Genomic DNA, 18,772 nt, shown 5'->3' on the forward strand with positions numbered 1-18,772 from the left:
GAGAACCTACAGAAACAAGACATTTAGTTGTTAAGAATGAAGAGTGTGTAATATCACCAAGTTGGTCAATACATTCTGGAGTAGGTACAAGCAATTACACATTTATATGGGGTATGTGTGGAGAAAATAAAACTTTTGATGATATGGATCATATCTCAATGGATATTTTAAGATAAAAGGAGAGGATTAAGATGAATATGGAGAAATTTTCTTTAGACTTTTTTAAATTAGATGGTAAAGTAGCTATAGTAACTGGTGGAAACACTGGATTAGGAATGGCTTATGTAGAAGCTCTTGCAGCAGCAGGTGCTGATGTTTTAGTAACAACTTTTGATAACAATACTGAAGAGGTAAAAAATATTGTTGAATCATTAGGAAGAAAAATTGTATTTGTACAAGGAGATTTAACTAAAAAAGAAACAAGAGATAAGGTTGTATCAACTTGTTTAGAGGAATTTGGAAAAATAGATATATTAGTAAATAATGCAGGAACAATAAGAAGAGCACCATTACTTGAGTACAAAGATGAAGATTGGCAAGCTGTAATGGATATAAACTTAAATTCAGTTTACTATTTATCACAAGCAGTTGCTAAAGTAATGGCTAAGCAAGGATATGGTAAGATTATAAACATAGCATCTATGTTATCATTCCAAGGTGGAAAATTTGTTCCTCCATACACTGCAAGTAAACATGGAGTTGCAGGAATAACAAAGGCATTTGCTAATGAATTAGCAGATTTAAATATACAAGTAAATGCTATTGCACCTGGATATATAAAAACTGCTAACACTGCACCAATTAGAGCAGATAAAGCTAGAAACCAAGAAATTCTTTCAAGAATACCAGCAGGTAGATGGGGAGAAGTTTCAGATTTAATGGGAACAGTTGTATTCTTATCAAGTAAAGCATCTGATTACTTAAATGGACACATATTAGCTATAGACGGTGGGTGGTTAGTGAGATGATAAAGAAAATAAAAACATTAACAAATTTAATAAATGAAGCTTTTGTATTGGTTCTTAGAACCAATACAAAAGATGAAGGTATAGAAACTGCAAAGGCTGCAATAAAGGGAGGATGTAATATTATAGAGGTTACATTTACTATTCCAAATGCAGATAAGGTGATTGAAGAGCTTATTAAAGATAAGAATGAAGAAGTAGTTATTGGAGCAGGTACTGTTTTAGATGCTGAAACAGCTAGAATTGCAATACTTGCAGGTGCAGAATTTATTGTTAGTCCAAGCTTTGATAAAGAAACAGCTACACTATGTAATAGATATGGAATTCCTTATATTCCAGGATGTTTTACACCAAGAGAAATTAAGGAAGCTAGAGAATGTGGATCAGACGTAATAAAATTATTCCCAGGATCAGCTTTCAAGCCAACTATAGTAAAAGATTTAAAGGCTCCTATAAAAGGTATTGCAGTAATGGCATCTGGTGGAGTTAGCTTTGAAAATATGGATGAATGGTTTAATAATAGTTGCGATATAGTTAGTATTGGAAGTGCTATTATAAAACTAAAAGATCCTGCAAAAATAGAGGCAGAAACTAGAAAATATATAGAGCGTGTTAAAAAATTACGTATGCAACGAGGTTAGAGAATGAAGAAAGTTTTAGTATTGGGAGAAATGTTAATGAGGCTAACTCCTCCAAACAACAATAAAATAGGACAAGCAAATAGCTTTAATGTGTGTTTTGGTGGAGCCGAAGTAAATGTGGCAGTAGGATTAAGTAATTTAGGAATTGAAACTAGAGTATTAACAGCTTTACCTGATAATGAAATTGGAAACTTTGCGAAATCTTTTTTGAAATCACAATATGTTGATTGTGATTTCATAATTTCAAAAGGGGATAGGCTTGGACTATACTATTATGAGGAAGGATGTTCTGCTAGAAAAGCTAAGGTTGTTTATGATAGGAAACATTCTTCAATTACTGAGTTACAATATGAAGATATAGATGTTGAAAGCTTATTTAAAGATGTTGAGTTATTACATATATCTGGAATAACTTTTGGTTTATCTGAAGAAGTAAGTGAAGTTGCCCTTAAATTAGTTAATGAGGCTAAAAAAAGAGGTATAAAGATAAGTGTTGATTTAAACTATAGATCAAAATTGTTTGAAAGTTATGAGGAGTTTGTTAGAATAATGAAGCCTGTAGTCCAAGATGCCTATTTATGCTTTGGTTGGTTAAATAGAGAGGATGAGCCTTTTAAGGTTTTAGATGCATCAACTACAGAACTTTCAGATGAGGATTTTATTGAAAGATTTAGATATACAATTGAAGATTTAAAAGTTAAAAATATAGTAACTACCTTAAGGTCTGGAACACCATATAATTATCATACTTTACAAGGCGTGTTTTATGATGGGGAAAGAGTATATAAATCCTCAAAATATGATTTTAGTATGATTTCAAGAATTGGTGGAGGAGATGCTTTTGCCGCAGGGGTTATAAGAACTCTAATTGAAAATAAAGGGGAGGACTTATCCCATGTTATAGAGTTTGGAACAGCTGCTGCAGTATTAAAACAAACTCAGCTTGGAGATGTAAGTATTTCTTCAAAGGAAGAGGTTTTAGATCTAATTAATAATAAGAATTTAGGTAGTGTAAATAGATAAATTTTCTATAAATGTAATTAAATATTATTGAAGTATAAATGTTGTAAAAAAACTATAAAAAGAAAAAGAAAACGTTGACAATAATATTTTAGGATAATATAATAAAAATATAAGTTAGTAAAACAGTTTATGTAAAACGTTTTAATAAAAGGTGGGAGGAAATTATGAGAACTAGATATGCTAATAATCCAAGGGACTCAAAAAGATATGATACTGAGGAATTAAGAGAAAATTACTTAGTTGAAGACATATTTAAAGATGATCAAATAGAACTTGTATATAGTCATGTAGATAGAATAATTTTCGGAGGAATAAAACCGGTTTATAAAGAGCTTAAATTAGAAGCTGGTAAAGAGATGGGTGTTGATTATTTCTTAGAAAGAAGAGAGCTAGGAATAATTAATATAGGCGGAAAAGCTATCGTAACTATTGATGGAACTGAGTATGAATTAAAAGAAAAAGATGGTTTGTATGTTGGAAAAGGAAATAAAGAAGTAAGCTTTAAATCAGTAAATCCAGAAGAACCAGCAAAGTTATATGTTAACTCAGTACCAGCTCATAAGGAATATGAAACCGTTAAGATTGATATAGAAAAGGCTAATCCAGTTAGATTAGGAGACAACAAAACATTAAACAAGAGAACAATATATCAATATGTACATCCAAATGTATGTGAAAGTTGTCAATTATTAATGGGAYTAACAATGTTAGAACCAGGAAATGCTTGGAACACAATGCCTTGCCATACACATGAAAGAAGAATGGAAGTTTACTTCTACTTCGATATGGACGAAGACACAAGAGTATTCCACYTAATGGGAGAACCTACAGAAACAAGACATTTAGTTGTTAAGAATGAAGAGTGTGTAATATCACCAAGTTGGTCAATACATTCTGGAGTAGGTACAAGCAATTACACATTTATATGGGGTATGTGTGGAGAAAATAAAACTTTTGATGATATGGATTAAAACAAATAGATGCTAATATGGAATATTTCAAAGAAAAATTTCCATCATCAGCAACAAAAAATAATCAGTATGGAATTATAGAAAATATAGAGTGGACTGATGGATTCTGGACAGGCTTATTATGGCTTGCTTATGAGTACACAGGAGATGAAAAATATAGAGAGTTAGCAGATAAAAATGTTGCATCTTTTAAAAACAGAGTGGAAAAAGATATAGAATTAGATCATCATGATTTAGGATTCTTATATTCATTAGCTACAGTAAGTGGTTATAAATTAACAGGCTCTGAGGATGCAAGAGAAGCTTCAATAAAAGCTGCAAATAAACTTATTTCTAGATACCAAGAAAAAGGTGAGTTTATTCAAGCTTGGGGAGAGCTAGGTAGCAAAGATCACTACAGATTTATAATAGATTGTTTATTAAATATACCATTATTATACTGGGCTAGTGATGAAACAGGAGATGCAAAGTATAGAAACATAGCAAATAAACATTTTGTTACATCTTGTAATAATGTTATAAGAGATGATGCATCTGCATTCCATACATTCTATATGGATAATGAAACTGGAAAACCTTTAAGAGGAGTTACTAGACAAGGATATAGTGATGATTCAGCTTGGGCTAGAGGACAAGCTTGGGGAGTTTATGGTATTCCATTAAATTATAGATATACAAGAAATGAAAGTTGTTTTAATCTTTATGAGGGGATGACTAATTATTTCTTAAATAGATTACCTAAGGATAACGTTTGTTATTGGGATTTGATTTTCAATGATGGTGATGATCATTCAAAGGATTCTTCAGCAGCAGCAATAGCTGTTTGTGGTATGCATGAAATGAATAAATATTTACCAGAAGTTGACGAAAATAAAGAAGTATATAAATATGCAATGCATAATATTTTAAGATCATTAATGGAAAATTATATGAATCCTGAAATAGAACCTGGAAAACCGGTTTTATTACATGGAGTATATTCATGGCATTCAGGAAAAGGTGTAGATGAAGGAAACATATGGGGAGATTATTTCTTCTTAGAAGCCTTAATAAGATTTTATAAAGATTGGAACCTTTATTGGTAAAAAGGAGTGTTGAAAAATGGGCGTAAATATTGAAATGATGAGAATTGATGAAAGATTAATTCATGGACAAGGACAAATGTGGTTAAATTCATTAGGAGTTAATACTGTAATAGTTGCAAACGATATTGCTAGTGAAGATAAAATACAACAAACATTAATGAAAACTGTTGTACCAAAATCAATAGCTATGAGATTTTTCTCAATACAAAAAACTTGTGAGTTAATACACAAAGCATCACCACAACAAAAAATCTTCTTAGTTTGTAAAACTCCAGAGGATGCATTAAAACTAATTGCAGGTGGAGTACCAGTTAAAGAAATAAACATAGGAAATATACACAATGCTGAAGGTAAAGAGCAAGTTACTCGTTCAATTTTCTTAGGAAAAGAAGATAAAGATGCATTAAGAGAATTATCAGAAAAGTATAATGTTAAGTTTAATACAAAAACAACACCTAGAGGTGACGATGGAGCAATGCAAGTAGATATAACTAAATATCTATAGTAAATAAATTTAATAAGGGTTATTAGAAAAAGCGGAGGTAATATTATATGGAAATTACATTAATTCAATGTATTTTAATAGGGTTATGGACAGCCTTTTGTTTAGCAGGTATGTTACTTGGACTTTATACAAACCGTTGTATTATCCTAGCTTTTGGAGTTGGAATAATTTTAGGTGATATTCCAACTGCATTAGCTATGGGGGCGGTTTCAGAAATAGCTTTCATGGGCTTTGGAGTAGGAGCTGGTGGAACAGTGCCACCAAACCCAATGGGACCAGGAATTATAGGTACATTAATGGCAATTACTATGAAAGGTCAAGGAATGGATCCAGCAACTGCACTTGCTTTATCATTTCCATTCGCAGTAGCTTTCCAATTCTTAATTACAGCAACTTATACATTTGCAACAGGTTTAACTCAATTTGCAAATAAGGGTATTGAAGAAGGAAACTGGATTAAATTTAAAATAGGTGCTAATGCAACTATTTGGGTATTCGCTATAGTAGGATTTATTATTGGATTTGCAGGAGCATTTAGTACAACTGGATTACAAGCAGCAGTAGAAATGATACCAGCTTGGTTAATAGGTGGATTATCAGTAGCGGGTAAAATGTTACCAGCAATAGGATTTGCAATGATATTATCAATAATGGCAAAAACAGAACTTATACCATTTGTATTATTAGGATATGTATGTATAGGATACTTAAACTTACCAGTAATGGGAGTAGCTTTTGTAGGAGCAATATTCGCTTTAATAGAACATTTCAGAGGAAATAATTCTAACAATTCAAGCGATAGTAATGATGAGGAGGTTGTATTTGAAGGTGGAATCTAGAGTATTAACCAAAAGTGATTATATAAAAACATCTCTTAGAGCATTCTTTTTACAGAATGGATTTAACTATGGTAACTATCAAGGATTAGGATATGCAAATATACTATATCCTGCTTTAAAGAAAATTTATAGAAATAATGAAGAAGGCTTTAAGAAAGCATTAGGTGAAAACGTAGAATTCTTTAACTCTAACCCTCACTTTCTTCCTTTCATCACAAGTTTACATTTAGTAATGCTTGACTCAGGAAGATCATCTGAAGAGGCTAGAACAATAAAACTTGCATTAATGGGACCTCTAGCAGGAATAGGTGATTCACTTTCACAATTCTGTTTAGCACCATTATTCTCAACAATAGCAGCTAGTTTAGCTCAAGATGGTTTAATAGCTGGACCAATATTATTCTTTGTAGCTATGAACGCTATATTATTAACAATTAAATTATTAACAGGTATATATGGTTATAAATTAGGAACTAGTATTATAGATGTTTTAAGTGAAAAAATGGCTCAAATCTCTGCTGTAGCTAGTATGATCGGTGTTACTGTTATATCAGGATTAGCAGTTTCTTTCACAAAAATACAAATTGCTTATAAATACACAGCTCAAATGCCAGATGGAGCTGAAAAAGTTGTATCAATACAAGAAATGTTAGATAAAATAGCACCAGCTCTTTTACCAGCATTATATACAATACTTATATTCTACCTTATAAAGAAACGTAAATGGACAACTTACCATTTAGTTATCTTAACAATAGTAGTAGGTATTTTAGGATCAGTTTTAAAAATTTTAGCTTAGTAAATGTGTAGAGGGTAGTATTTTAAAATACTACTCTCTAAAATAAATTAAGATTAGGAGTATTAAGAGATGAAAATATTAGTAGTAGGACATGGAGAATATTCAACTGGGATAAAATCAGTAATAAAATTACTAACTGGAGTAGAAGAAAATATTGATGCAATAAATTTAAATGGAGAATTAACTCATGATGAGTTTACTGTTAAAGTTAAAAACTACATAGAAGATAATAATGATCTAATTGTTTTTGCAGATATAACAGGGGGAGCACCTTTCCAAATAACATCAAGAGAAATATTATTAAATGAAAAATCAGAAAATCAATATGTTGTTGGTGGAGTTTCAGTAGCTTGTATTTTAGAAGTTGTTATGAATACATTAGTATTAGAAAACAATGAAAATCATAGAGGAGTTATTGAAGAAGCTTTAAATAAATTACCTGAAATGTCATCAGTTATTTGTAGAAAGGACTTAGTTGGTTAACTATGAATGATAGAGTGCTTTGGTTAATAATATTAGTACTGGCTACATATACTATTATAATATCTTTTGTTTCACCAATGATACACAAAAAAAGAATGAAAGAGCAAGAAAAGGCTAGAGACATTTATTTATCAAAATTAAAACCAGGAGACAAGGTTATTATTATATCAGGCATATATGGGATAATTAAAGGAATAAACAATAATATAGTTAAATTAGAAATTTCAAAGGGCGTTATAATAGAAATCGATAAAGAAAGTATTATGGGCGTTTTAAATTAAAAGCAGAATATTTAATAAAAATAATACTTATTAGAGTAAGTGGCATAAATGCCGAATTTCATGGATAATAAAATATTAATTTGAAAAGAAGACTACTTAATATAAGTGGTCTTTATTTTATTTATAAGGTGGAGATATTATGAGTAATTATTCTAATAAAATAGAGGGATTAAAAGCAAAGGTTAATGAGTATATGCAAGTATATGATGCTGAGTTTGTAAGGTATTATATAAATCATAATTGTAAGAATGAAGTAGATAAAAAGTTAATAGGTTCTAATTTAATTCTTAATAATTCTTTTATATTTGATGATGAATGGGATATGGAACAATGTAAAATTCCATATTTAAATAGAGATTTAGATTGGAACTTTACTCCTAATGGAGATGAGGAATGGGTATTTATGCTTAATAGACATGAATACTTTGAAAAATTAATTGCAGCCTATTATTTTAGTAATGATGAAAAATATTTAGATAAGTTAAAGGAATTAATATTTAATTGGATTGAAAAGAATGAAATAAAGGAGTGTGGAGGACCAACAATAAGAACAATAGATACTGGAATAAGATGTTTTAGTTGGATGAAGTCTCTTTTACACTTGATTCATGAAAATAAATTAGAAGATGAAGAAATATTAAAAATAATTTCTAGTATAAAAGAACAATTAGAGTATTTGAAAAAATCTTATATTGATAAATATGTTCTTAGCAATTGGGGAGTATTACAGACAACAGCAATAATTACTTGCTCACTATGGTTAAAAGAATTTATTGAGGATGAGGAATTATATAAGTGGGCACTTGAGGAACTATACAGGGAAATAAATCTTCAAGTTTTAGAAGATGGTTCACATTGGGAGCAGTCTGTAATGTATCATATTGAAGTACTAAATTGTTCTATGGCAACTATACACTATGTTAAGTATTTTAATGTTGATTTAGATGAGGAGTTCTTAGAAAAAATACATTCTATGGCTAAATATTTAGTTTACTGTGGAGATTCAAATTCAATTCAAGTTGCTCAAGGGGACAGTGACAGAAGTGATATTAGAGATGTTCTTCTTAGGGCATCTATATTATTTAATGATTCTAATTTAAAATTCAGAGCATATGAAAATATGGATTTAAGCAGTATGTTGTTATTTGGAAGAGATGGATTTTTAAAATATACAAATATGGATTCAGAGGAAATTACAAAACTTAATAAGTCATTTATAGACTCTGGCAATATTTATATAAGAAGTGGATGGGATAATGAAGCAAGTTTTACTTATTTACAAAATGGTACCCTTGGAAGTGGACATGGACATTCAGATTTATGTCATTTTTCAATCCATTATGGTGGAGAACCATTTTTAATAGATTCAGGTAGATACACTTATGTTGAAAATGATGTTTTAAGAGAATATTTGAAATCTTATAAGGCACACAATGTATCTGTAATTGATGAATCGCCTTTTGCTATTCCTAAGAATTCATGGAAATATGATAAGTATCCAGATGTTATGAAAAATTATTTTTGTGAAAAGAATAATATATCTTATGCTGAAATGGCTTATTTAGCTACTTTAAGTGATGGAACTCCATATACAGTTATTAGAAAGCTACTAATTATATCTCCAGATATATGGGTAATAGTTAATGATATAAGATGTAGTGGAAAGCATATATGCAAAAATTATTATAATTTAGATGATAGGGTTAAAGTAATTGAAGAAGATGGTTATTTTAGATGTATAAATAAAGAAAGTGAAATTGAAATTTATAATAATAATGTAGATAAGAAATATATAGCAAATTCTTTAATTTCGAAAAACTATAATAGTATAAATAATAGCAAAAAGATAGTAACAAAAACTGCTTTTGAAAATAACCTTGTGAACTATGATATAATTTTAGGGCAGAATTTAAAAAGTATAGAAATGAATGATCCTAGTATTGTACAATATAATTCAAAAGAAAAAATTGATTCAAGTATGGCAATAACTAAAGAATTTGTAATAAACGAAAATGAGAGTTATACTGTTATAATATTTAATAAAGAAACATTTAAAGGGGCTAAGGTATATATGTATGACGATTTGGCTTTATATGGTAAGGTTATTGTTGTGCATAGAGTTAAAGACAAGAGAGAAATAATTCGTTTGAAAGCATAAGATAAATAACTATTTTTTATAAGGAGGTAAATTGTGGTAAATGAAGGCGCTAAGTTAACCATAAATGATATTGCTAAAAAAGCTAAAACTTCAAAAACTACGGTATCATTTTATTTAAATGGTAAATTTGATAAAATGTCCCCGGATACAAAAAGAAGAATAGAACAGGTTATTGAAGAAACAAATTATAGTCCAAACATAATGGCAAGAAGTTTAAAATTAAAAAAATCAAATTTAATAGGTGTTGTAGTTGCAGATATAACAAATCCTTTTAGTAGTAATATAGTTAAAGGAATTGGGGAGATTACTAGAAGAAAGGGTTATCAAATATTAGTAGGTAGCACTAATTTAGATTATTACAATGAAGAAGAGTATTTTAAAAAGATGCTAGATATGGGGGTTGATGGCTTTATAGTTCAACCTACTAAAAATTTTGACAAGTTATATCCAGCAATAAAAAATAAGGGTAAGAAAATCGTAGTATTAGATAGTGTTTCTTCAAGGTACACTGGAAAATGGGTGAAAACCAATAACTACGAAATAGTCTATGAAGCAGTTTTAAAGTTAGCTGAAAAGGGATATGAAGAGTTTATTTTAGTAACAGAAGCTCCAGATAAATTAGCAGCAAGAATGGAAAGAAAAACTGGTTTTGAAGATGCTGTAAATAAGATAAATTGCAAAAGTTTTATTGAAATTATAAATGAAAATACAGAGGTTGATGAAATTGCTGAGATGCTTAAAATAAATATAAGCAATAATAAGAAAACTGTTATATTTGCTATAAATGGTAAAATACTTCAAAAGGTTTTTAAGGCTGTAAAAATGGAAGGATTTGATGTTCCAAATCATGTTGGAATAATTGGATTCGATAAATGGGATTGGACAATGTATGCAAGTCCATCTGTAACTACAATAGATCAACCAACTTATGAAGAGGGAAAATATGCTGCTAAAATGCTTATTGAAATGATTGAGGAAAATGATGATTTTTATAAATCAGAGGTATTTGATTGTAATATAAACTGGGAAGAATCAACTGATTTATAATTAATTTTATAATTTGTGGGAATGATTAACTTGTAATAATAAACATATGATGATAAAGGAAAGAATTTTTTAGGTTAACTATAAGAGTTCTTAGAAAAACATAAGAAGTTTAATTACATGGTTATAGATAACAAATATATTTAAATGAAATCTCTCTTATATAAATTAAGTTGTGAAGGATTAATTTAGTTAAATTAACTAAAGTTATAATCTTTCACTTATTTTTTTTATTTTATAAATAAAGAACTTATGATATCATCATTAAATAGAGTATTTATTATAGAAGGTGAGAGTATGGAAAAGGTTGATTTTTCTAAATTTACTGGTGATTTAGTAACTAGAGAAAATATAGAGTATGAAAAAAGTATAGAATCTTGGAATAGAGCTATAAAAAAATATCCTTTAGGGATAGTTTTTTGTAATAATATTGATGATGTAAAAAATGCTTTAGAATGGGCTAAAGAAAATAATATTCCATTTAGAATAAGAGTTGGACGTCATAACTATGAAGGATACTCCATAGGAAATGATGTATTAGTAATAGATTTAAGTAAAATGAATAATATAATCATTGATGAAGAAAATATGAAAGTTACTATAGAAGGTGGCGTTAAAAATGAAGAAATATATGAAGCCTTAGGTGTTTTAGGATATCCATTTCCAGGAGGGGGATGCCCTACAGTTGGTGTTGTAGGCTTTGCTCTTGGTGGAGGTTGGGGATATTCAAGTAGATTACTTGGGCTTGGATGCGACAATCTTCTAGAAGTAAAGTTTATAAATAGCAAAGGGAAAATTGTTATAGCTAATGAATATGATAATTCTGATTTATTCTGGGCTGCCAAAGGGGGTGGAGGTGGAAATTTTGGAGTAGTTATTTCAATGACCTTTAAAATTCCTCAAAAAATAGAAATGGCAACTTTAATAGATATAGATTACCCTAATGCGGAAAAAGAAGAACTTGTTTATGTAATAAGAACATTACAAAAAAAGTTCAAGAACTTAGATAGGAGAATGAACTTAAAAACAGCTATCTACAATTCAAAGGATAAGGGAATTGGAGTTAAGATTACAGGATTATTTTATGGACATAAAGAAGAAGCTAATGAAATATTACTTCCATTTAAGTTACCAACAAGGGTTAATTTTAATTTAAGTTATATGAGAGTTTTAGAAGCTAATAGAAAGATTGAATATAGTCATCCTCCTTATGAAAAATACAAATCAACAGGAAGATTTGTATTTAGAGATTATGATAACTGTGAAATAGAGAAACTTATAGATATAGTTTCAAATAGAGCAGAGGGAGCATATTATACTGCCATATCCTTTTATGGACTTGGTGGCGCAGTAAAAGATATTCATAAAAATTCATCAGCTTTTTACTATAGAGATGCAAGATTTATTATGGGAATACAATCTGTTTGGGAAGATGATATCTTTGCAGAAGAAAATATAAAATGGATTAAAAATAATTTTAAATACATAGAAAGCATAACTACTGGATCATTTATAAACTTTCCTTTTAAAGACCTTAAGGATTATGAAGAAGAATATTATGGAGAAAACAAGGACAAGCTAAGAGAGATTAGAAAGAAATATGATGAAGATAAATTCTTTGCTTTTGAGCAGGGAGTAAAATAATATTAGATAAATAAAGAAAATGGTATCGGTAGAGAGGGTACTCCAAGCTGTACAGAAATAAAATAATATTAGGTAAATAAATAAGCATAGAGAACTTAAAAAGTTTTCTATGCTTTTTACATATATGCATTAATTTTAAGACATTGATTAATATTTAATTATATATTTTTCATATGATTTATATTTAAATATATTTTAAAAATATTAATAATTAGATTTTATTGATAAGTTTTCTAAATAAATTATAATATATTTAGAAAATCTGTAAGTTTAGGTAAGAAAGAATATTAATAAAAGAAAGGAGAATTAAGATGACATATAAATCATCAATTATTTTAAATAAAGAAAAATATGACTCATATTTTGATAATACATTTAAAAATTCAATTGTTCATCATTTGAAATGTTTATTATTAGGAATATTCACTTTAGGATTGGCATACCCATGGATTATTTGTATGAAGTATGAAGCTACTTGTAAACATACAGTTATTTGTGGGAAAAGATTAAAATTTATAGGTGACCCTAAGGAGTTAATAGGCCATTGGCTATTTTGGTGGATACTCATTGTAATAACTTTTGGTCTATATGGGCTAGTAGTAAAGATTAAGTTTCAACAATGGACAACTGCAAACACAATTTTTGAAGATGTTGAAATAAAATAAAAGTATAGAAGTTTTAAATAATTTCTATATTTTTTTATATAATCAATTTATTTTTATTATTAAATATATAAGTAAAATATTATTATAATTATAAAAAACAAGTATTTAACTTATTTATGGCGTGGATTTATAATAAAAATGCAGAAAGAAATAATATACAAAAGAAAGAAGTGTTTAGTATGAGTATAAAATTAATATGCATCGATATGGATGGTACTTTACTTATGGATCAGCAAAATGTTGCAGAAGAAGATAAAAAGGCAATAAAAGAAGCTGTAAAAAAGGGAGCAATAGTAGCCATAACCACAGGAAGAATTTATGATTGTGCAAGAATGTACTCAGACACAATAGGTTTAAAAACTCCAATTATAGCTAGTAATGGAGCTTATATTGGAGGAGTAAATGACGAAGAAATATATAATAATCCTCTTAAACAAAGTGATTTAGAGGATTTTAATATAATAACTAAGAAAAATAATTTATTTACATATGTAACTACAAACTGGGGAATTGTTTCAACAGTAGAATTACCAGAAAATCATGTTTATAAGGTTTTAAATAAAACTTTACCTAAAGATAAACAAGTGAGATTAGAGGTTGTTAAGGATTTAGATGAAGCATTCAAAAAGTATAAGGGAGAAATATTAAAGGGTGTTTGTGTAGAAAAAGAATTTAAAGATAAATTAAAAGAAGCAAAAGAAGAATTAATAGCTTGTACAACTGATTTAGAAGTTGTTTCTTCTTGGGATGATAACTTTGAAATAATGAAAAAGGGAAGTTCAAAGGGAGAAGCTGTTCAAATGCTTGCAAAATATTTAGGTGTTTCTCAAGAGGAAGTAATGTGTATAGGTGATAGCGAAAATGATTTATCAATGATAACTTGGGCTGGAACTGGTGTTGCCATGGGAAATGCTATAGATTCAGTGAAAGAGTTTGCAAACTATGTAACATCAGACAATAAGCATGGAGGCGTTGCAGAGGCTATAAGAAAATTTGTACTTTAAAATTGTAGACAAGCTTAATATATTTTATTAAATTCCGTTTAAAGCTAGGGAGAGTTTTAGGTATATAAAGTTATTAGTAAAAGTGTTGTTAACTTGGAAAATATAATCTTTTATTAAAGTAAAATTTGTTTTAAAAGGAGATACGGTATGAGAGATATTATAGTAATAGGGGCTGGAGTAGTTGGATGCTCTATAGCTAGAGAATTATCAAAATATAACTTAGATGTCTTAGTGGTTGAAAAAAATAGTGATGTATCAGAGGGAATATCAAAGGGAAACAGTGGTATAGTACACGCAGGCTATAATGAAAAAATAGGTACTTTAAAAGCTAAATTAAACATAGAAGGAAATAAAATCTTTGATGATTTATCAAGAGATTTACAATTTCCTTTTAAAAGAAATGGTGCATTTATTTTAGCTTTTTCAGATGAAGAGATGAAGACTTTAGAAAGTTTAAAAGAAAATGGAGAAAAGCTTGGAGTTGAAGGCCTTGAAATATTAACTAGAGAAGAAGCTTTAAACATTGAACCTAATTTAAATAAAAAAATAGTTGGAGTTTTAAATGTAAAAACCTCTGGAATAGTTAGTCCATATGAAATGACAATAGCTTTAGCAGAAAATGCTGCAGAAAATGGAGTTGAATTTAAATTAAACTCAAAGGTCACTAGTATAGAAAAAATATCTGAAGGATATAAAGTAACTTTAAATAATAAAGAAGTAGTAAATGGAAAACTTATAATAAATGCATCAGGATTAGAAGGAGCTTTCTTAAATAATCTTGTAAGCATGACTAAGAGAGAAATAAATCCTGTAAAAGGGGAATATTGTTTATTTGATAAAGTAGCAGGAGCTATGATTAATAAAACTTTATTTCAAGTTCCAAATAAATTAAGTAAGGGAGTTTTAGTAACTCCAACGGCAGAAGGAAATCTTTTAGTAGGTCCTAATGCAGTAGAAGGAAAAACATTAGAAACCTCTAGAGAGGGTATAGATGAAATTTTAGATAAGAGCAAAAAATCCCTTGAAGAATTACCAGTAGCTAGAATTTTAAATACATTCTCAGGAATAAGACCTAAGACTAAAGAGGGAGATTTCATAATAGAAGAAGTAGAGGATGCTAAAAACTTTATTAATGTTATAGGAATAGATTCACCAGGATTAACTGCAGCTCCAGCAATAGGAGTATATGTGGTTAATATGATTAAAGAAAGATTAGATTTAGTTGAAAAGAAAAACTTCAAAAAAACTAGAGAGAAGATAGTTAGATTTGCAGAACTTTCTTTAGAAGAAAAAAATAAATTAATAAAGGAAAAGCCTGCATATGGACATATGGTTTGTAAGTGTGAGTTTGTCACTGAAGGAGAAATAGTAGAAGCTATTCATAGACCTATAAAAGCTCTTACAGTTGATGCAATTAAGAGAAGAACTAGAGCTTCAATGGGAGGATGTCAAGGGATTGGATGTACACTTCCTATAAGCAAAATACTAAGTAGAGAATTAGGAATAGACATAAGTGACATAAATAAAAATAGTGAAGGTTCACCAGTAATTGGTTTTAAGGAGGATTAAGACTATGAGAGAATATGATTTAATTATAATTGGGGGAGGAGCATCAGGCCTTCTTTCAGCTATTAATGGTAAAAAAGATGGAATAAAAAATATTCTTCTAGTGGAGAAAGATCCAATTTTAGGTGGAGCTTTAAATTCAGCTGATTACAATATAAGCGAAAAGGGTCATTTAACAGGTATAGAATATAAGGAAAGTTTATTAAAAGAATTTAATGAGCTTAATATTGATATTAAATTAAACACTATGGTTTTAAAAATAGAAGATTCAAATGAAATACTTTGTACAAGTAGTGAATGTGGTGTGGAGAAAATAAAAGGTAAAAACATAATAATTGCTAATGGTGGAAAAGAAAAAAGTAGAAATGCAGTTCAAATTCCAGGAGATCGTACAGCAGGAGTTTTAACTGTAGGAATGGCTAAAAAGATTTTTGGAATTAAAAATATGGTTCCAGGAAAAAATATCTTCATAGTAGGAGATAGCACTCTTTATATGATTCAAGAGGATTTAAAAAAGCATAATATTAAGGTTTCTGGAATCATAACAGATAAAAATAAAAATGAAGTTTTTGATTTAAGTGAAAATTTATACTCTGGATATGAGATTATTTCTATACATGGAGAAGGAAGAGTAAGCTCTGTAACTATAAAAAATGGTGATGAAAAGAAAAATATAAAATGTGATACAGTAATTTTTGCTTATCCAATGATTTCAGATGGATTAGTTGCCTTAAGAAGTGGACTTAAATTAAATCCAAGTACAACTGGTCCAGCTGTAGATGAAAATTTAGAAACTTCAAGCAAAAATATATATGCTTGTGGAAATGCAATCTACATTCACAAATCAATAGAAGAAATTGAAGATGAGTGTAAAAAGCTTATTAAAACTATAAGTTAAAAATTATATTCCTATTTTATGTGTTAAAAGATATTAAAATAGGAATATAGATCATATATTAAATCTATCAAGAAGTAGTATTTGGCAATATTACATAGATTTTTATAAAACAAAGAAATTAACTTTACTGAAATTTAAATTTTGGTAGAGTTAATTTGCTATATTATGTTAAAATTAATTAACGTATTATAGTTATTATGGAATAATATGTAGTGATATTTAAGAAAAGGTGGAGGGTATATGGTCTATTTTGCTTATGGAAGTAATTTATGTTTAGATCAAATGAAAAAAAGATGTCCAGAAGCTATTCCTATGATAAGTGTACATCTTAATAATTATAAATTAGTTTATAATAAATATGCAGATATAATACCTTGTGAAGGTGAAAAGGTTTATGGTGCAATTTATGAAATTTCTCTAAATGATTTAAAGAATTTAGATAAGTATGAAGAATATCCAGATTTATATGAGAAGATTGATCTTATTGTACAAGATATAAATGGAATTTCATATGAAGCTTTTGCTTATGTTATGAATGAAAAAGGAGATAAAACTCCAGATAAAAGATATCTAGATATAATAAATAAGGGATATGAGGACTGGGGTATTATTTATTAATATTAAACAATAATAGATAAGTTAATATATCAACTTGTATAATTAAATGAAGATAAGAAGTGATAAAGAGAGAATTTTTAAGTGGGTTTAGAGTAAAGACTTTAAATCAATTTTTTTATATAAAAAGTTTTTTAGGATATAATTAAATCTTTGTGGTATAGTAGTATAAATAATTAATTTAAAAGAATAATAAATATTATTTAGAGGTATTTAGTATGGAAAAGAATGTGAGAAGACTAGAAGAGATTTTAGAATTTAACAAGAGTTTTGTGGAAAATAAGGAATATGAGAAATATAAAGCAACTAAAAAGCCAGAGAAAAAATTAGTAATTTTATCTTGTATGGATACTAGGCTTACTGAGTTATTGCCAAAAGCTATGAATATAAAAAATGGAGATGCAAAGATAATAAAAAATGCTGGGGCTACAATAATGCATCCCTTTGGAAGTATTGTTAGAAGTATACTTGTTGCTATTTATGAATTTAATGCAGAAGATGTTTTAGTTGTAGGACATCATGGCTGTGGTATGAGTAATTTAAATTCTAAAGATATGATAAGCAAAATGGAAGATAGGGGGATATCAGAGGAGACAATCTTAACTATCAAACATTGTGGAATAGATGTGGAAAAATGGCTTCATGGATTTGGATGTGTAGAGGAATCTGTAAAAGAAAGTGTAACATCATTAAAAAATCATCCCTTAATGCCTAGTGATGTAAATGTGCATGGACTTGTAATTGATCCACACACAGGAGAACTTAAGGTTATAGTAAATGGATACGAATAAAATAAAAGTTAAAAAACACTTACTTTAATTTATTTAAAGCAAGTGTTTTTTTGGACGGTTAATCAAAATACTTAATATTCACTTATAGATAAGTTTTTTATGGAAGTTATATTATTATATAAATTAATATAGGGGGAGATAGTATGGAGATAAGTAATACCATAAATATTTATAAAATAATATGGATATTTACCATTGGATCTATTTTAGGATATTGTGTAGAAATGATTTGGTGTTATGTAAGAAATGGACACTTTGAAAGTAGAAAAGGATTAATTTATGGACCAATTAGTCCTGTATATGGCATAGGAGGAGTTGCTCTTACATTATTACTTTATAGATTTATTGATTATAATGGAATAATAATATTTTTTATAAGTGCAATTATTGGAGGAGCCTTTGAATATTTATGCTCTTGGGTTCAAGAAAAGGTGTTTGGTAGTGTTTCTTGGGAGTATAATAGTAAAGCTCTAAGCATACATGGAAGAACAAGTGTTGAATATTCTATCTTTTGGGGAATTCTTGGAGTATTTTTCTTAAAGGATATTTATCCATTATTCGATAGGTTTATGGGACTATTTTCTTTTCAAACAGTAAAAATAATCACAGTAATATTTTTAGTACTTTTAATACCAGATATCATAATATCATCTTTAGCTGTAAGGAGAGAAGTAGCAAGGATGAAGGGGATAAAAGCTAAAAATGCATTAGATAGATTTCTTGATAAGAAATATACAGATGAATTTTTGAAAAAAATATATCCTAATATGATATTTAAGTAATAATAAAATTTAT

General features: G+C 28.6%; 20 protein-coding genes and 1 pseudogene. All 21 read left to right on the forward strand.

Annotated elements, in window-relative coordinates; genetic code table 11:
- On the forward strand, nt 1-176 hold a 176-nt coding region (locus ACYUCG_RS09655), incomplete at its 5' end, for a 5-deoxy-glucuronate isomerase (RefSeq protein WP_460268584.1).
- A gap of 15 nt (nt 177-191) precedes the next feature.
- Nucleotides 192-968 (forward strand): 2-dehydro-3-deoxy-D-gluconate 5-dehydrogenase KduD, encoded by a 777-nt coding sequence (kduD, locus tag ACYUCG_RS09660; RefSeq protein ID WP_003455308.1) that lies wholly within the window; start codon nt 192-194, stop codon nt 966-968.
- Entirely contained in the window at nt 965-1,606 is a 642-nt protein-coding gene (locus ACYUCG_RS09665) for a bifunctional 2-keto-4-hydroxyglutarate aldolase/2-keto-3-deoxy-6-phosphogluconate aldolase (RefSeq protein WP_011590177.1), read from the forward strand. Before kduD ends, ACYUCG_RS09665 begins: the two co-directional genes overlap by 4 nt.
- Before the next feature lie 3 nt (nt 1,607-1,609).
- Nucleotides 1,610-2,629, forward strand: coding sequence for a sugar kinase (locus ACYUCG_RS09670; protein ID WP_003455275.1), 1,020 nt, complete (start codon nt 1,610-1,612; stop codon nt 2,627-2,629).
- Between the two features lie 164 nt (nt 2,630-2,793).
- Nucleotides 2,794-3,600 (forward strand): 5-dehydro-4-deoxy-D-glucuronate isomerase, encoded by an 807-nt coding sequence (gene kduI / locus ACYUCG_RS09675; protein WP_460268510.1) that lies wholly within the window; start codon nt 2,794-2,796, stop codon nt 3,598-3,600.
- A pseudogene (locus tag ACYUCG_RS09680) lies at nt 3,597-4,685 on the forward strand (glycoside hydrolase family 88 protein); the annotation flags it as partial. The gene kduI and the pseudogene ACYUCG_RS09680, both read left to right, overlap by 4 nt.
- A gap of 16 nt (nt 4,686-4,701) precedes the next feature.
- Nucleotides 4,702-5,190, forward strand: a complete 489-nt coding sequence (locus ACYUCG_RS09685; RefSeq protein WP_003455664.1) for a PTS sugar transporter subunit IIB — start codon at nt 4,702-4,704, stop codon at nt 5,188-5,190.
- A gap of 47 nt (nt 5,191-5,237) precedes the next feature.
- Entirely contained in the window at nt 5,238-6,029 is a 792-nt protein-coding gene (locus ACYUCG_RS09690) for a PTS mannose/fructose/sorbose/N-acetylgalactosamine transporter subunit IIC (RefSeq protein WP_003455334.1), read from the forward strand.
- Nucleotides 6,019-6,828, forward strand: coding sequence for a PTS system mannose/fructose/sorbose family transporter subunit IID (locus ACYUCG_RS09695; protein ID WP_011590178.1), 810 nt, complete (start codon nt 6,019-6,021; stop codon nt 6,826-6,828). The genes ACYUCG_RS09690 and ACYUCG_RS09695 overlap by 11 nt, the downstream gene beginning before the upstream one ends.
- Before the next feature lie 69 nt (nt 6,829-6,897).
- On the forward strand, nt 6,898-7,311 hold the full coding sequence (locus tag ACYUCG_RS09700; protein ID WP_003455482.1) for a PTS sugar transporter subunit IIA: 414 nt from the start codon (nt 6,898-6,900) through the stop codon (nt 7,309-7,311).
- 2 nt (nt 7,312-7,313) lie between these two features.
- Nucleotides 7,314-7,592 carry a preprotein translocase subunit YajC gene (gene yajC, locus ACYUCG_RS09705; RefSeq protein WP_003455254.1) on the forward strand — a complete coding sequence of 93 codons (279 nt, stop codon included), beginning with the start codon at nt 7,314-7,316 and terminating at the stop codon, nt 7,590-7,592.
- Nucleotides 7,593-7,731: 139 nt separating this feature from the next.
- The gene (locus ACYUCG_RS09710; RefSeq protein WP_460268511.1) at nt 7,732-9,750 is read left to right on the forward strand and encodes a heparinase II/III family protein; all 2,019 of its coding nucleotides are present in this window, start codon (nt 7,732-7,734) and stop codon (nt 9,748-9,750) included.
- Nucleotides 9,751-9,783: 33 nt separating this feature from the next.
- The gene (locus ACYUCG_RS09715; RefSeq protein ID WP_003455628.1) at nt 9,784-10,797 is read left to right on the forward strand and encodes a LacI family DNA-binding transcriptional regulator; all 1,014 of its coding nucleotides are present in this window, start codon (nt 9,784-9,786) and stop codon (nt 10,795-10,797) included.
- Between the two features lie 294 nt (nt 10,798-11,091).
- Nucleotides 11,092-12,438: an FAD-dependent oxidoreductase gene (locus tag ACYUCG_RS09720; protein ID WP_164787369.1), complete on the forward strand. Its 1,347-nt coding sequence runs from the start codon at nt 11,092-11,094 to the stop codon at nt 12,436-12,438.
- Between the two features lie 311 nt (nt 12,439-12,749).
- Complete coding sequence (locus ACYUCG_RS09725) at nt 12,750-13,103, forward strand: YjgN family protein (protein ID WP_057258102.1); 354 nt, start codon at nt 12,750-12,752, stop codon at nt 13,101-13,103.
- Nucleotides 13,104-13,282: 179 nt separating this feature from the next.
- Nucleotides 13,283-14,107, forward strand: a complete 825-nt coding sequence (locus ACYUCG_RS09730; protein ID WP_060669565.1) for a Cof-type HAD-IIB family hydrolase — start codon at nt 13,283-13,285, stop codon at nt 14,105-14,107.
- A 147-nt stretch (nt 14,108-14,254) separates the two neighbouring features.
- Nucleotides 14,255-15,676, forward strand: coding sequence for an FAD-dependent oxidoreductase (locus ACYUCG_RS09735; protein WP_460268513.1), 1,422 nt, complete (start codon nt 14,255-14,257; stop codon nt 15,674-15,676).
- A 4-nt stretch (nt 15,677-15,680) separates the two neighbouring features.
- Nucleotides 15,681-16,571: an NAD(P)/FAD-dependent oxidoreductase gene (locus tag ACYUCG_RS09740; RefSeq protein ID WP_460268514.1), complete on the forward strand. Its 891-nt coding sequence runs from the start codon at nt 15,681-15,683 to the stop codon at nt 16,569-16,571.
- 240 nt (nt 16,572-16,811) lie between these two features.
- Complete coding sequence (locus tag ACYUCG_RS09745; protein WP_011590182.1) at nt 16,812-17,189, forward strand: gamma-glutamylcyclotransferase family protein; 378 nt, start codon at nt 16,812-16,814, stop codon at nt 17,187-17,189.
- A gap of 215 nt (nt 17,190-17,404) precedes the next feature.
- On the forward strand, nt 17,405-17,977 hold the full coding sequence (locus ACYUCG_RS09750; protein ID WP_011009793.1) for a beta-class carbonic anhydrase: 573 nt from the start codon (nt 17,405-17,407) through the stop codon (nt 17,975-17,977).
- Nucleotides 17,978-18,120: 143 nt separating this feature from the next.
- Nucleotides 18,121-18,759 carry a putative ABC transporter permease gene (locus ACYUCG_RS09755; protein WP_198605773.1) on the forward strand — a complete coding sequence of 213 codons (639 nt, stop codon included), beginning with the start codon at nt 18,121-18,123 and terminating at the stop codon, nt 18,757-18,759.
- Nucleotides 18,760-18,772: the final 13 nt, after the last annotated feature.

The sequence above is a fragment of the Clostridium sp. CTA-17 genome (assembly GCF_054767895.1).